Origin of the sequence: Chroococcidiopsis sp. CCALA 051 (genome assembly GCF_003015105.1) — a bacterium.
In the GTDB taxonomy this organism is placed as follows: Bacteria; Cyanobacteriota; Cyanobacteriia; order Cyanobacteriales; family Chroococcidiopsidaceae; genus Chroococcidiopsis; species Chroococcidiopsis thermalis.
Genome location: NZ_PYCI01000062.1, coordinates 1 through 13,334, shown reverse-complemented (window position 1 = coordinate 13,334; position 13,334 = coordinate 1). Strand labels below are relative to the sequence as shown.

Genomic DNA, 13,334 nt, shown 5'->3' with positions numbered 1-13,334 from the left:
ATGTGACATGACTGTGACAGTTAGATATTAATTTGGCTACAAAATGAAGTCACCAATATCGATCCGGTCAACAGCTTTTGCGGATCAAAACATTAACTGGCGTTCTATAGCTTTGTAATCGCGATCGATTTCTCGCCATAACTTCTGGTTATGAGGATCGGCTTGCAAAGCTTTTTTGAGGTAAATTCTAGCGCGATCGCACTGTTGTCGCGAGATCAGCTGTTTTGCCCAACGATGGTAAGCTACAGCCAGCCACGGTTGCACGTCTGAATCTTTGGGAAAGCGGATAGCTAGCTTTTCTGCTATGTCTACTGCTTGCTGAAAATTCTGACGCTTGAGTAAAGTGTAGACTTGGTTGAGCGTACTCAATTTGAGTAACTTTTCTTCTGAAGAGAGGGGAGGAGAGGAAGGCGTGCAGTCGCGTTGCTTGACATGGAAGCGCACGCCACCTGTACTGTAAGTAGAAGTGGTGTCTGGATGTGGTGTAGTTTTTGTAGAAGTGCTGGAAGATGGCTGCGATTGGAGGGTGAGTAAGGTGCGGTATGCTTGGACAATTAGTTTGAACCGATCTTCCGCAGTGCGATCGCCTGGATTGAGATCGGGGTGATATTTCCGCGCCAGCTGGCGATAAGCCATTTTAATCTCTTGCGCCGTCGCCGTTGGGGAGATTTCTAAAACTTGATAACACCAGTTGGGATTGGGCAGATTATCCATACTTAAGGGACAGGAAAATATTTTGGAGGTGTAGAGACGTTGCATGAACGTCTCTGCTCCCCATACCTAATATGCATCCTTTAGCTAGCGCTGGCAGGAAATTCACCAGCTCTTACCGAGAGCTGAATATTTCTGCCATTGCGACTGACTTCAAGCGGGATATTGACACCGATTTGGCTATTTTCTACTGCTTGCTGCACTTGATCGGCAGTTTTTACTTGTTGCCCGTTAATTTGCTGGATCACGTCGCCAGGACGAATCCCCGCAGCAGCAGCAGGAGAATTGCGCTCGACTCCTAACACGACTACCCCTTGGTTGGCGGAGATAGTGACATCACCATTTGACTCTTGGGCTAGGGTTTCTCGAATCTCATCGTTGAGAGTTGCCATTTGAACCCCTAAATAGGCGCGATCGATCCTTCCTTTAGCAACCAGTTGCTCGGCGATTTGCTGCGCTCGATTGATAGGAATCGCAAAACCCAAACCTTGAGCGCCGCCGATAATTGCCGTATTCATTCCCACCACTTGCCCTTGTTGATTTAATAGGGGTCCGCCAGAATTACCGGGATTAATCGCTGCATCAGTTTGAATGAAACCGACGCGCTTATCAGGGACTCCTACATCACTGCTAGAACGACCTGTAGCACTGATGATACCAGCAGTAACAGTATTATCTAATCCTAAAGGATTGCCGATCGCGATCGCCCACTCTCCAGGTCGGAGGTTGTCAGAGTTGCCTACTGTTACCGCAGGTAAATCATTGGCTTGAATTCTCACTACAGCCACATCTGTCAATTCATCTCTACCCAAGACCCGACCAGTAAATTTGCGTCCATCTTTCAGGGTGACATTGACCGTATCAGCTCCACCAGTAACGTGAGCGTTTGTCAAAATTAAACCATCCGGCTCAATAATGAAGCCCGAACCAGTTCCCCGCACTACCCTAGCTCCAGGTTGTCTAGCGCGGGTAGCCCGTGCCGCATCAATACGGACGACCGCTGCACCAGTACGGTCTACAGCGTTAGCAATAAAGTTAATATTTCCGCTAGGAACCTGAGCCGGGAGTTGAGCAACTGATGGCGGGATTAACTCCGGTCGATTGGGTAATAGCTGGGTTCCTAACAAACTACCCGCAGCCCCCATAAATATTAAAGATAAATAAGTTACTGACTTTTTCACAACAGAATTCTGAGACATTGTAGGTTTGTTGTTGGTCATTTGTGATTGGTCTTTTGTCATTGGTTAATGGTTATTTGCCATTAACCATTAACTATTAACAGCCCACATTTCAAAGCAATTGCTCGACAATCTCTAGTCCCACGCTGACAGTTTCATCAAGTAGATTTGAGTCTACTTGCTTGTCGTTTGGCGTGTGGTAGTTAGGCTCCCGCCCTCGGTGAAAAAATAAAACTGGAACTTTTGCCGCTGCAAAAGAAGCATGGTCGCTACCACTGTAAGATTCAGAAGTATACAACTCACTTTGCGCTGCTTTCGCTCGGGCTGTGAGCTGAGGTGTACCACTCACGCGAAGACTAGAATTTACGCCTACCATATCAAAATTTAGCATTGCCTTAAGGCTAGAGATAAACTGTGGTTGGGCGGTTTGTACGAAAGCTTTAGAACCATGTAACCCGTCTTCTTCGCCATCAAAAGCCACAAACCAAGTTTGCTTTGCTAAGGGAGTTTTAGAGATTCTGCGGGCAATTTCTAAAACAACAGCCGTCCCAGAAGCATTGTCATTCGCCCCTGGCGCACCTGGTACGGAGTCGTAATGAGCGCCCAAGAGTATTTGAGGTCTAGCGATACCAGGTAGATGAGCTACTACATTACGTCCAGTAACTTGACGTTGCCGAGTATTGACGTGTAAAGTGGCTGGCTGTTGGGTTTGAGAACTTTGTAGTAAAGCAGAGCCTTGTTCTCTAGATAAAGCCAAGACAGGAATTTTACTGACTCCACCACCAAGAGAAGCCGCGAGTTTTCCCGATCTGTCATTGACGATTGCCACGGCTACCGCACCCGCAGTACTGGCATTTTGTACCTTTTCGGAAAACCGAATTTCTCCTCTTTGAACAACTGCGATCGCGCCTTTAACATCAACCCGCGCAAAATCCTCCGGTCGTCCGACGTTGGGTACAACTACCAACGGCGCATCAACTTTACCTGCAACCGATCCACTTAGAGGTAAACCTGTAATTTTGCTTTTTCCTGCCGTCAGACTCGAACCTAAATCCTCAAATCGAGAGTAGGTAAAAGTTTGAATTTGAGTTGTGTAGCCAGCTTTGCGGTACTCTGCCTCTAGATAGTCACTTGCCTTTGCCATAACTGGCGTACCAGCCACTCTAGGACCGAGTTTTACCAAGGTTTCCACATCTGCCCCAGCTCGTCCAGACTGCGCCAAACTCGCTGTAGGTAGGGCGACTAAAGTAGTTATGAGTATTGCGTATTTCATAGGGAGTCGGGAGTCGGTAGAGGTGGGTTTCCAAACCCGCCCGTCCGGGAGTCGGGAAGAGGAGACAAGGGGGACAAGGGAGAAGTTGCAAGTCGCCCATTCGCAATTAATTCCGAATTCCGAATTCCGAATTCCCCTCACTCCTCACCCCTGTAAATTAGCTGGTGGTTTTTCAGGAACGACCCAGTAATAAAGGGTGTGAGTCCGGTTTGGTCCTTGTACTTGTACCGTGCGCTCGGGTTTCCATTCACCCATGTCAAAATCGTGAGAAACAATCCGAGTACCAGGTTTCAATTGTTTGAATAACTGGGGTCGCAGTTTGACATTAATATCTGGTAGTAGGTACAGCGTTACGACAGAGGCTTCGCTGAAATTGGACTTAAACAAATCTTGATTGAGGAATTGCACGCGATCGCTCACGCCAGCTTTTTTGGCATTTTCGTTTGCTTCTTCAATTCGCTCGGGGTTGATATCTATACCTACAGCCCTTTTTACGCCATATTCTCTCACGGCAGTAATAGGAATGCGTCCGTCACCGCTACCCAGATCGTAGAGGACATCTCCTTTTTGAACTTTTGCCAGTTTGAGCATTTCATCCACAACTTCTTGAGGTGTAGGCACGTAAGGTACGTCAGGTTCCCGTTGTTCGGTTTGTCCTGCTGGTGGTGCTGTTTGAGTTGTTTGAGCAATATTAGGTTCTGCCTGGGCATTCAGCCCTGTCTGTTGCGTACAACCGATAATGCCCATACTAACGGCGATCGCACCTACCGCGATCGGTTTGAGTATTAGTGGTAATTGCATCTGTATTTCCTCTTGTCAGTTATCAGTTGTCAGTTATTAGTGAAGAAAGGGAGCAGGGAGAATGACTTACGACTTCTTTTCTCTATTGCCTTATATCTAGTGCCTGCGACGCACCCAAAACAGTACAGGTACGCCCACAACCATCATGCTAATACCGACGATCGCCCCAATACTGTATGCCTGACTGGAAGCATAGGTGATACTGGAATAAAGTAGGTATGCACAAATAATGCAAAAAATCAAGGGGGTAATCGGGTAGCCAGGGACTTGAAAAGTTCGAGGTGTGTTGGGTTCCCGTTGGCGGAGGACGAATAATGCTATTCCCGACAGTAGAAAAAAGCACCAAAATACGGGTGAAGTGTAGGCTGTCATCGTTTCAAAACCTTTCTCACCCTCATGGGTAATCGTTCCTAGAAGAACGAGTCCTAATGCGATCGCCCCTTGTATGAGTAAAGCATTGGTAGGTGTGTGACGGCGATCGCTCCATTGCCCCAACAAAGAGAAAGAGCGAAAGTCTTGTCCTAAAGCAAAGTTCGTCCGCGCTCCTGTAAAAATTGTGGCGTTGATCGAACTCAGTGCAGTCACAGCAACGATAAAGCTAATTAATCTTGCCCCACTTTCGCCAAACACCCGCCGCATCAGATCGGCTGCTACCGCTTTGGAATTTGCTACACCAGCAATCCCCAGTCCGTGGATGTAAGCAAAGTTGACTAACATGTAAAGTCCAGCAATCAGAGCGATACTCAACAGCAACGTCTTAACCATGTTGTGTCTGGCATCCCGCACTTCTGCCGAAATGTAGGCTGCTTCGTTCCAGCCACCGTAGGTTAACAGTACGAAGACCATTGCCAGTCCGAAAGCTCCACCGTTATTGGTTGGCGTCCCGTTAGGTACGGGAGTAGTACCAGCTACAGTAATCATTCCAGCAATGATGACCAATGCCAGACCTAATACTGTTGATAGTGTCAGTAAGTTTTGCGTCCACTTTCCCTGCTGCACGCCCATGATATGCAATCCGGTCAGAATAGCAATGCAGAGGGCTGCATAGATCGCAGAAGAATAGCTCCCTAGTGGCAAGATTTGGGATGCGTAGTCACCAAACGCATAAGCAAACAGCGTAATCGAACCAGTTTGAATCACCGTCATCCGCGCCCAGGCGAAGAGAAAAGCAACGTTCGTGCCAAAGGCACGCATGAAATAGTGGTAATCCCCGCCTGGGTGAGGATATGCTGTCGTCAGTTCGGCATAACAGAGAGCGCCAATCAATGAGGCAACCCCACCTAGCAGCCAAGCGAATAAGATAACGCTTTGACTACCAGCATTCTGAGCCACCAGAGTGGGAGTCTCAAAAATTCCAGCGCCAATCACCATACCGACGACGATCGCGCTTGCGTCCACCACTGAAAGGGTTGGCTTCAGCGCTGGTGATGCTACTTTATTTGCCATATCGTCAATTTTTTAGGTGAAGACTTAATGTCAATTAGAAAGCTCAGTCATATCTACTGCTTCTGGCTAATGGTACTTGTATTAAAAAGGTACTTGATGGTAAGTTCGTCGATTTTTAGCCACAGCTCATTGCTGTATAACTAAATTTCTCAACGGGTATTTACAAGTAAAAGTTGCTAGAAGTCAGTGACTTCTGCATATTACTTTAAATTGAGTTTGCCGCACAAATATGACATGAATGTGTCATTGGTCATTGGTCATTGGTCATTGGTCATTGGTCATTGGCAAGAGGTTTCTTACTTACAACTGACAACTTAATTACCTTAAAGGCAGTTCGATTTTAAAAGTTGCGCCTTGTCCCAGGGTACTTTGGACGGCGATCTTGCCTTTGTGTGCCTCGACAATTTGTTTGGCGATCGCTAAGCCTAGACCAAATCCACCTGTTTGCCGCGATCGCACAGTGTCTACGCGATAGAACCGCTCAAAAATATGGGGTACATCTTCAGATGGAATGCCGATGCCATTGTCTTCAATTTGGACGATCGCTCGATAAGATTGGGTAAATATTCGCAAGCAAACTCTACCTTCAGAGGGGGTGTACTTGAAAGCATTATTTAACAGATTTCTCACCGCTTGTTGTAATAAATCTGGTTCGGCAACGAGTTTTATTGGTTGTTCTGGCAGCTGGGCAACAAAATCTAATCCCTGGATTGCAGCTTGTGCTTGATATTCACTCACCAACCGTTGCAGCAAACTGACTAGATCGATACTTTTGAGAGCTTCAGCAGCTAAGGCTCCTTCATGACGTGCTAAAAATAGCAAATTACCGATCAGCGTACTCATCGATTTTGACAGATCGACAATATTTTCTAAACGCTGTCGCGGACTATTTGTATCCTCTGCTGGTGCTAATAAGCCCACTTGGGCATTACTCAAAATTGCTGCGAGAGGGGCGCGTAATTCGTGTGAAGCATCAGCAGTAAAACGCTGTAATTGCTCGTAAGCACGGCGAATTGGTTTCATCGCCAGCCCTGCCAAGTACCAACCCGTCAACCCAATTGTACTAAGAGCTAACGGTACGCCGAGCGAAAGATACAAGCGCGTTTGCTCTAGACTCTGGCGCATAGAAGTCATTGGAGTTGCCACTTGTAAATAACCGATGAGCAAATCCGCTTTTAAAACTGGTAGTGTAATCTGCCGCAACCACGTTTTAGAGCTAGAAAGTTTAAGCAGTTTTGAGCGTGTGGGAGTTTGAATTGTCTCAAAACCAGGAGCTAGCTTGAGATACTTCGGTGCAGGCGGAGAACCAACAAATTGGACTAATTCCCCTTTAGAGTTGTACCAGCGAGCGTAAGCAATATCTCCTGTTATTGGTAATGTATTATTGCTTAGCATCGGCAGTTGTTCCAGATCGAACTGCCATCGACCCTGATAAAATTGGTACTCTGCATCCGTTGCGATCGCTTTAGTCTTTTTATACAAATTGCGATCGAAATTCCGCAATTGTTCTTCCACTTCCAAGTAGTAAACTACCCCCGCAAAAACCACGAGGATGCTTCCCATCGATAGAGCAAACCAACAAGCTATGTTACGACGACTGCGACTGAACATGATGAGGGGTGAGGAGTGAGGAGTAAGGGGACAAGGGAGACAAGGGAGACAAGGAAGCAGGGGAGCTTCAGGGGCAGGGGTTCAGGTGCATACCAACTACCAACTAGCAACTACCAATTCCCTACACCACACACCACTCGCCACCCAACTACCAATTACCAATTACCAATTACCCATTCACAAATGACAAATGACCCCTCTATTCTGGTGCATTCAATCGATATCCCATACCATATACAGTTTCCAACCAATCTTTGGCTCCGACGGCTTGCATTCGCTGGCGTAGTCTTCTTACTAGTGTAGTCACGGCATTACTTTCTGGTTCCGTTCCCCACTCCCATAAAGTGCTTTCAATTTGTTCGCGAGAGAGAACTTGGCGGGGGTGACGCATGAAATATTCCATCAGTTGAAATTCTCGCACTGAAAGTTGAGCGATCGCCTCTCCTCTTTCTAAGGTAAGCGTGGGACGATGGAGTTGAAGATCGCCAACGATAGTGGTGTCACCTTGCCATTGGGGCGATCGCCTGCCTAATGCCCTGACTCTTGCCAATAACTCTAGCAGATCGATTGGTTTAACGAGATAATCATCTGCTCCCGCATCCAAGCCTACGACTTTATCTGCTATGGTATCTTTTGCCGTTAGGAGAAGCACTGGGGCAGTTTTACCAGTTTGCCGATACTGCTGGCACAAACTTACACCGCTCACTTTCGGCAACATCCAGTCTACGATGAGCAAGTCATAATCTTTCTGAGTTATCAACCATTGCGCCGTCTCGCCATCTTTGGCAGTATCTACAGTATGTCCTGCTTGGGAAAGAGCAGCGTGTATGGGTTCTAACTGTGCTGGATCGTCTTCTACAAGTAAAATTACCATAGGCTAACACGAAATCAGAAGTCAAAAGTCAAAAGTCAGAAGTCAAAAAAAGTTACTAGTAGCCGATCGCTGTTCATTGAAGGGTATTACAGTTAATGTTTCTAAATCGAGATAGACTTATATGGATAATAGTAGCCGAACTGTGTTGACTAACTGATGCGCAGACTGCGATCGCTTTACCCTCTCAAATCCCTGGGATTAGAATTTTGGTTGCCGCTACCGATTTTGGCGATCGCTTTTTGGAGCGGTGGAGCAGCGATCGCCGATAAAATTTTACAACGCTCTTATTACGTCACAACTCCGATCCAAGCCAACGCTCAAGTCCAAGAACAACCAACTAAGGTCATCCTCTCAATTGGAGTTGAGATTAAGTATCATCAGGGCTTTTCTAAAGTTAAAGTGAAAACTGCTAATTCTGCCTTGAAAAAATTAGAGTTTGAGTTTCCTTTCACAGAAGTTAGCCAAATCGAAGTCGCATTGTCGCGCGAACTTGGTTTGTCTTTAGAGCAAATTCAAAAGACAGTTCACTATCAAGTTGATTTTAGATGAATTGGTCATCACTCATTTGTTACTAGTCGTTAGTTAACAACTGTATTAAAATAGGCGATCGCGCGATCTTTCTATACAGATGCGGAGAAGCGATCGCAATAAAGGTTGGATTTTTAGAGAAAATTAAAATAAAACATATACCAAGAGTAATAGGCTAAAAGTTGTCATAAACTATGCTGAACGTTGCATTTGCAATCAATGTCTTCTTTGTAATGCTTTATTTGATTACGTTCACAGAAATGAGATGGCTCTCTCCTGGCATCTTTGTAAGTCTTGTTTGCATCACATATATCTTCCTTCGTTTTACCCCCGTGCGTCGATATATTCAGCCAACTATTACGGTTCATATTATCTTCATCTGTTCGTATGCAATTCCCGCGATCGCGTTGTGTATTGCAACTATGGCAGCAATGGAAGGTGCTAATGCATTAGGAGCAGCAATGCTTTTCTTCATTTCGTTCTTTCCCGCAACCATTTTACTCTTAATAGGTATATTAATCTTGATAATAGGTGCGCTTCAATCGGCATCAAGAACTAAAATTCGATAAGATCAAAATGAATTACACTACTCACTCCTCTCTTTAAGAATCACAACCTACCCAATAGCATGAGATTTTTGATTCTTTCCCGCTTGCCGCGATCGCCCTGGAACTCAGTTACGATCGCTACAAACAGCACCGTACAATGCGATCGTTATCTCTAGTGTTTGAAATGAATAAACCTAAAAGTAAAAAAAGGATAGAAAATCTCCTGCGTAAGGCTTTGCTGCAAAACGGTAAGATGGAATACGGACTTTACGAATATGAATTAGAAGAACACATTGACTACTGGTATAAAGGTCTAAAAGCAGATCGCGATGAGTTTGTATTCGTAGTCACAGAAAATAGAGGACATGTAGCAATGCTATTGATAACAGATAAGAAAAACATCTATATCAATGAAGCTGCGAGAGAAAGACTGGCTGAATTTTGGCACAAGTCTTACAACATAAATCTAGAACGCCTAATTCCCATGATGGCTGAAGAACTAGCAAATGATATTCTTTCAGTGAATGGAGTGAAGACAGTTTCAAATCATTGATAACGCAGGCGAAAAAGCAGAAAATTAGTTACCTGTTGGTCATGACTCAGGACAAGCAAACTTTTCGTACCATCAGATAAGCGAGAACCGAAAGTCATACCTGACAAATTTTCTAAAGTAATTCCTAACTCTTGTAAGTCTAAAACTAGCTTTTTCTTAATTTCTCGAACTCCTCTAATTTTACCTTTAAGCCTCTCAACTTTTGATGTATCGGTTGCGCCGCTTGTCACAACCTGATAAATCTTTCCAGTTTTTGTCTCTGGCTGGAGTTCTAAACTGAGAAAATGAACGCCTTCTACAGATAACAATTCCTCAAGTTCGGCATCAAGAGGATAAGCATATTCTGCTAGTAGCATCGGCGTACCGTAGCCAATTAAGTAATGTAGTAACCGAGCTTTTCCCTGTTTAGAATTAGGTCTAGAATTAGGCGTATCTCGGTCTTGTACTAGCGTTGACTCAGTAGCAGTAAATAAATTTACTGGTTCTCCACTTGTTGGAACAGTACCAGTCGCATTGAAAGCTAAAGCAGCAAATGTTATATCGTCTTGAGTAATTTGAGTATTCTGGTTTTGCCCTTTTTCCTGTATGCTTTCAGCAATATATCGTTTAGGAAGAGTCAGGCTTTGCAGCAACTGCCCAGTTTTTAGATCGCATTCTCGGATAAAAGGAAGCGCGCGATCGCCACTTATCTGAGAACCAGAAATATATACGGTTTGTTGCGGTGTTAAAGCAATTCCCTTAGCAACAAAGGTCTTCGGTTCGTATAGTTTGCCGTCGCGAGCGATAAGTGACTGTACTGACTCTATATCAATATCTTGAATTTTTATATCCTCAGAATCGTTATTAAAAGTCAACTTGAGGGTGAAGATTTCATTACCAGAGACAGCATAAAAGCGATCGTGCCGTTTGTCATAAGTAATTGCTGAAAATTCCGTGACTGGTGCGTTAGAAAGGTTTGTTGGTAGTTGATATTTTCCTAAATATTCTAACGAGAGGTCGAGAAACAATCGATCTTTTGCTGCTAACGCTGGAGTTGCGAACGATAGTAGACTGAAAAATGCGATCGCGCTAACTAAAATCACCTGCTTAAACAGGCGATTAAAGTCACCGCTACACAGACAAAACCTGCCTACACAGGTTCTCAAACATCTCATAAGTTTCAACTCAACACTAATCAACTTAGCTTGTGTAGATATAAATTTCATTCCTCCAGATTTCCCACTTATCACTCCCTTGTCCCCCTTTTCCCCCTTGTCCCATTAATTTTGAATTTTGAATTTTGAATTTTGAATTTTGTTCCCTGCTCCCTCTTTCTCTCCGTCCCGTAGCGCTATATACTAATCGCGGCAGAAGATTGAGATTTGAGCATGACCGCAGCAGCAGATCCAGTAAAAACGATGAAACAGGAAGTTGGCAAAGCCGCCGCTGCCTTGGTAAAGTCTGGTACGATTGTCGGACTCGGGACGGGTTCTACTACAGCTTATGCAATTCAATATATCGGCGATCGCCTCAAGTCTGGCGACCTCAAAGATATTGTTGGTATTCCTACTTCATTTCAAGCCGAAGTCCTATCTAAACAATATGGCATTCCTCTCACTACTCTAGACGCTATAGACCATATTGACTTGGCAATTGATGGTGCGGATGAAGTCGATCCGCAGAAAAATTTAATTAAAGGTGGTGGTGCTGCCCATACCCGTGAAAAGGTTGTAGACTACCTAGCACAACAATTTATCGTCGTTGTCGATAGCGGTAAGCTGGTAGACCGATTGGGTTCCGTATTTGCAGTCCCAGTAGAAGTCATCCCAATGGCAATTTCACCCGTCATGCGGGCAATTGAAAAGCTAGGTGGTAAACCGGAACTACGGATGGGCGTAAAAAAAGCCGGACCCGTAATCACCGACCAAGGTAACATGGTGGTTGATGTGAGGTTTGATGCGATCGATAACCCCGCCGAATTAGAAAAAACCCTCAACAACATTCCTGGCGTACTGGAAAACGGCATCTTTGTCAACTGTACCGATCTCGTCCTGATTGGCGAAGTGCAAGACGGTCAACCCGTGGTAAGACAAATGTAATTTGTGGGGCGCACAGGCGTGCGCCCGTGGAAGTCTATGCAATACCGACGATTTGGACGCACAGAAATACCCATGCCCGTATTTTCCTGTGGTGGTATGCGCTATCAGTTCAAATGGCAAGATGTCCCTGCTTGGACGATTCCGCAGAACAATCAGCGTAACTTAGAAGCCACAATTCGGAGGGCAATTGAACTAGGCATCAATCATATTGAGACAGCCAGAGGTTACGGCACTTCAGAAGTGCAACTAGGGCGCATTCTACCATTAGGCGATCGCGATCGCTTAATCGTCCAAACGAAGGTTAATCCCAGCCAAAATCCTAACGAGTTTCGCCAAAAATTTGAACAGTCCTTACGCAATCTTCGCCTAGATTACATCGATTTACTAGGTATCCACGGCATTAACGATGCTGAAACCCTACATCAGACCATTCGTCCTGGTGGATGTTTGGAACTAGCACGGCAGTGGCAAGCTCAAGGTAAGGTAAGATTTATCGGCTTTTCTACCCACGGCGCAACTGAAATTATTACACAGGCGATCGCCACAAACGAATTCGATTACGTTAATCTCCATTGGTACTATATCAACCAAGCTAACTGGGAGGCAGTTGCAGCCGCCAATCGTCACGATATGGGTGTATTTATTATTAGCCCCTCCGACAAGGGGGGAATGCTTTACAAGCCACCCCAAAAGTTAGTAGAACTCTGTTCTCCTCTCAGTCCAATGGTGTTCAACGACTTATTTTGTCTGAGTCATTCTCAGGTGCATACTCTCAGTTTAGGGGCTGCCAAACCGCAGGATTTTGACGAACACCTCAAAACTTTAGAATATCTCGATCGCGCAGATGAGATTTTACCACCGATTTTGGCGCGATTAGAGCAAGCAGCTTGCGACAGCTTAGGGGAAGATTGGGTAAAAACTTGGCAGATAGGTTTACCCAGATATGACGAAACTCCAGGTAACGTCAATATTCCGACGATCCTATGGTTGAGAAACTTAGCGATCGCTTACGACCTCACAGAATATGCCAAAATGCGATATAATCTCCTCGGCAATGGTGGTCATTGGTTTCCTGGCAATCAAGCCAAGCAGATCGAGCAGTTAGATTTGCGATCGTGCCTTACAAACAGCCCCCACGCTGATAAAATTCCCGCTATCCTCGCCGAAGCACACAAACTATTAAGCGGTGCAGAAGTCAAGCGGCTATCGCAAGATTAGGAGTGATGGAATTGTAGGGGCGGGTTTCACCCAACAGACTTTACGACTGACAGATATTTCAGCCAAACCCGCCTGTACAAGAGTTAGCGAAATAATATAGGCACAATGACCTTAAACCTGAGAATATGAAAACTGTTGCAGCAAAAATTTATTGTTCAGACGTTAAAAACTAAGGTAATCCCAACCACCAATTACCAACTACCAATTCCCAGAAAATCGCTGTAACAAATTTGACTAGCTCAGCAAAGGTAAGTACTTATGTCTATCAAGCGTCGTAATTTCTTGTTCTTAGTAGGAGGAACTGCTGGTGCTTATGCTATAGAAACTTATACTTCGTCCAATTTAGCTTGGGCGCAGACTCCAAGTGCTAGTGGAGATTTTAAATTACCACCTTTGCCATATGACTACAAAGCATTAGAACCGCATATCGACGCGCAGACAATGCGACTTCACCATGACAGACATCACGCGACATATGTAAAAAATTTAAATGCAGCGATCGCCAAATACCCAAA

The 13,334-nt window shown here is 45.0% G+C and carries 12 protein-coding genes and 1 pseudogene; 5 read left to right on the top strand and 8 right to left on the bottom strand.

Features of this window, described 5'->3' with window-relative positions; all coding sequences use genetic code 11:
• Nucleotides 1-84 precede the first annotated feature (84 nt).
• From C7Y66_RS16300 to rppA, 7 genes are all read right to left on the bottom strand, one after another.
• Nucleotides 85-759, bottom strand: coding sequence for a J domain-containing protein (locus tag C7Y66_RS16300; RefSeq protein ID WP_015152626.1), 675 nt, complete (start codon nucleotides 757-759; stop codon nucleotides 85-87).
• A gap of 35 nt (nucleotides 760-794) precedes the next feature.
• Nucleotides 795-1,952 carry an HhoA/HhoB/HtrA family serine endopeptidase gene (locus C7Y66_RS16295; protein WP_106546400.1) on the bottom strand — a complete coding sequence of 386 codons (1,158 nt, stop codon included), beginning with the start codon at nucleotides 1,950-1,952 and terminating at the stop codon, nucleotides 795-797.
• 49 nt (nucleotides 1,953-2,001) lie between these two features.
• On the bottom strand, nucleotides 2,002-3,162 hold the full coding sequence (locus C7Y66_RS16290) for a M20/M25/M40 family metallo-hydrolase (protein ID WP_106546399.1): 1,161 nt from the start codon (nucleotides 3,160-3,162) through the stop codon (nucleotides 2,002-2,004).
• A 144-nt stretch (nucleotides 3,163-3,306) separates the two neighbouring features.
• On the bottom strand, nucleotides 3,307-3,963 hold the full coding sequence (locus C7Y66_RS16285; RefSeq protein ID WP_106546398.1) for a cyclopropane-fatty-acyl-phospholipid synthase family protein: 657 nt from the start codon (nucleotides 3,961-3,963) through the stop codon (nucleotides 3,307-3,309).
• A 96-nt stretch (nucleotides 3,964-4,059) separates the two neighbouring features.
• Nucleotides 4,060-5,409 carry an APC family permease gene (locus tag C7Y66_RS16280; RefSeq protein WP_106546397.1) on the bottom strand — a complete coding sequence of 450 codons (1,350 nt, stop codon included), beginning with the start codon at nucleotides 5,407-5,409 and terminating at the stop codon, nucleotides 4,060-4,062.
• Between the two features lie 318 nt (nucleotides 5,410-5,727).
• Complete coding sequence (locus C7Y66_RS16275; protein ID WP_106546396.1) at nucleotides 5,728-7,020, bottom strand: cell wall metabolism sensor histidine kinase WalK; 1,293 nt, start codon at nucleotides 7,018-7,020, stop codon at nucleotides 5,728-5,730.
• A 199-nt stretch (nucleotides 7,021-7,219) separates the two neighbouring features.
• Entirely contained in the window at nucleotides 7,220-7,894 is a 675-nt protein-coding gene (rppA, locus tag C7Y66_RS16265; protein ID WP_015152620.1) for a two-component system response regulator RppA, read from the bottom strand.
• A 156-nt stretch (nucleotides 7,895-8,050) separates the two neighbouring features.
• Here rppA and C7Y66_RS16260 point away from each other — a divergent pair, with 156 nt between their 5' ends.
• Both C7Y66_RS16260 and C7Y66_RS16255 read left to right on the top strand, forming a co-directional pair.
• The gene (locus tag C7Y66_RS16260) at nucleotides 8,051-8,443 is read left to right on the top strand and encodes a hypothetical protein (RefSeq protein ID WP_015152619.1); all 393 of its coding nucleotides are present in this window, start codon (nucleotides 8,051-8,053) and stop codon (nucleotides 8,441-8,443) included.
• 711 nt (nucleotides 8,444-9,154) lie between these two features.
• Entirely contained in the window at nucleotides 9,155-9,523 is a 369-nt protein-coding gene (locus C7Y66_RS16255) for a hypothetical protein (protein WP_106546418.1), read from the top strand.
• Here C7Y66_RS16255 and C7Y66_RS16250 read toward each other — a convergent pair.
• Entirely contained in the window at nucleotides 9,517-10,677 is a 1,161-nt protein-coding gene (locus C7Y66_RS16250) for an esterase-like activity of phytase family protein (RefSeq protein WP_158265939.1), read from the bottom strand. The two genes, C7Y66_RS16255 and C7Y66_RS16250, sit on opposite strands and share 7 nt — an antisense overlap.
• 213 nt (nucleotides 10,678-10,890) lie before the next feature.
• Between C7Y66_RS16250 and rpiA the strand changes: the two genes are divergently transcribed.
• From rpiA to C7Y66_RS16235, 3 genes and pseudogenes are all read left to right on the top strand, one after another.
• On the top strand, nucleotides 10,891-11,601 hold the full coding sequence (gene rpiA / locus C7Y66_RS16245) for a ribose-5-phosphate isomerase RpiA (RefSeq protein ID WP_015152617.1): 711 nt from the start codon (nucleotides 10,891-10,893) through the stop codon (nucleotides 11,599-11,601).
• A 36-nt stretch (nucleotides 11,602-11,637) separates the two neighbouring features.
• Nucleotides 11,638-12,819 carry an aldo/keto reductase gene (locus C7Y66_RS16240; RefSeq protein WP_106546417.1) on the top strand — a complete coding sequence of 394 codons (1,182 nt, stop codon included), beginning with the start codon at nucleotides 11,638-11,640 and terminating at the stop codon, nucleotides 12,817-12,819.
• A gap of 258 nt (nucleotides 12,820-13,077) precedes the next feature.
• Nucleotides 13,078-13,334, top strand: a pseudogene (locus C7Y66_RS16235) (superoxide dismutase); the annotation flags it as partial.

Excerpts from the sequence above, each read along its gene's own strand:
- C7Y66_RS16300 (WP_015152626.1), bottom strand. The coding sequence starts at position 759 with ATGCAACGTCTCTACACCTCCAAAATATTTTCCTGTCCCTTAAGTATG.
- C7Y66_RS16295 (WP_106546400.1), bottom strand. The coding sequence starts at position 1,952 with ATGACAAAAGACCAATCACAAATGACCAACAACAAACCTACAATGTCT.
- C7Y66_RS16290 (WP_106546399.1), bottom strand. The coding sequence starts at position 3,162 with ATGAAATACGCAATACTCATAACTACTTTAGTCGCCCTACCTACAGCG.
- C7Y66_RS16285 (WP_106546398.1), bottom strand. The coding sequence starts at position 3,963 with ATGCAATTACCACTAATACTCAAACCGATCGCGGTAGGTGCGATCGCC.
- C7Y66_RS16280 (WP_106546397.1), bottom strand. The coding sequence starts at position 5,409 with ATGGCAAATAAAGTAGCATCACCAGCGCTGAAGCCAACCCTTTCAGTG.
- C7Y66_RS16275 (WP_106546396.1), bottom strand. The coding sequence starts at position 7,020 with ATGTTCAGTCGCAGTCGTCGTAACATAGCTTGTTGGTTTGCTCTATCG.
- rppA (WP_015152620.1), bottom strand. The coding sequence starts at position 7,894 with ATGGTAATTTTACTTGTAGAAGACGATCCAGCACAGTTAGAACCCATA.
- C7Y66_RS16260 (WP_015152619.1), top strand. The coding sequence starts at position 8,051 with ATGCGCAGACTGCGATCGCTTTACCCTCTCAAATCCCTGGGATTAGAA.
- C7Y66_RS16255 (WP_106546418.1), top strand. The coding sequence starts at position 9,155 with ATGAATAAACCTAAAAGTAAAAAAAGGATAGAAAATCTCCTGCGTAAG.
- C7Y66_RS16250 (WP_158265939.1), bottom strand. The coding sequence starts at position 10,677 with ATGAGATGTTTGAGAACCTGTGTAGGCAGGTTTTGTCTGTGTAGCGGT.
- rpiA (WP_015152617.1), top strand. The coding sequence starts at position 10,891 with ATGACCGCAGCAGCAGATCCAGTAAAAACGATGAAACAGGAAGTTGGC.
- C7Y66_RS16240 (WP_106546417.1), top strand. The coding sequence starts at position 11,638 with ATGCAATACCGACGATTTGGACGCACAGAAATACCCATGCCCGTATTT.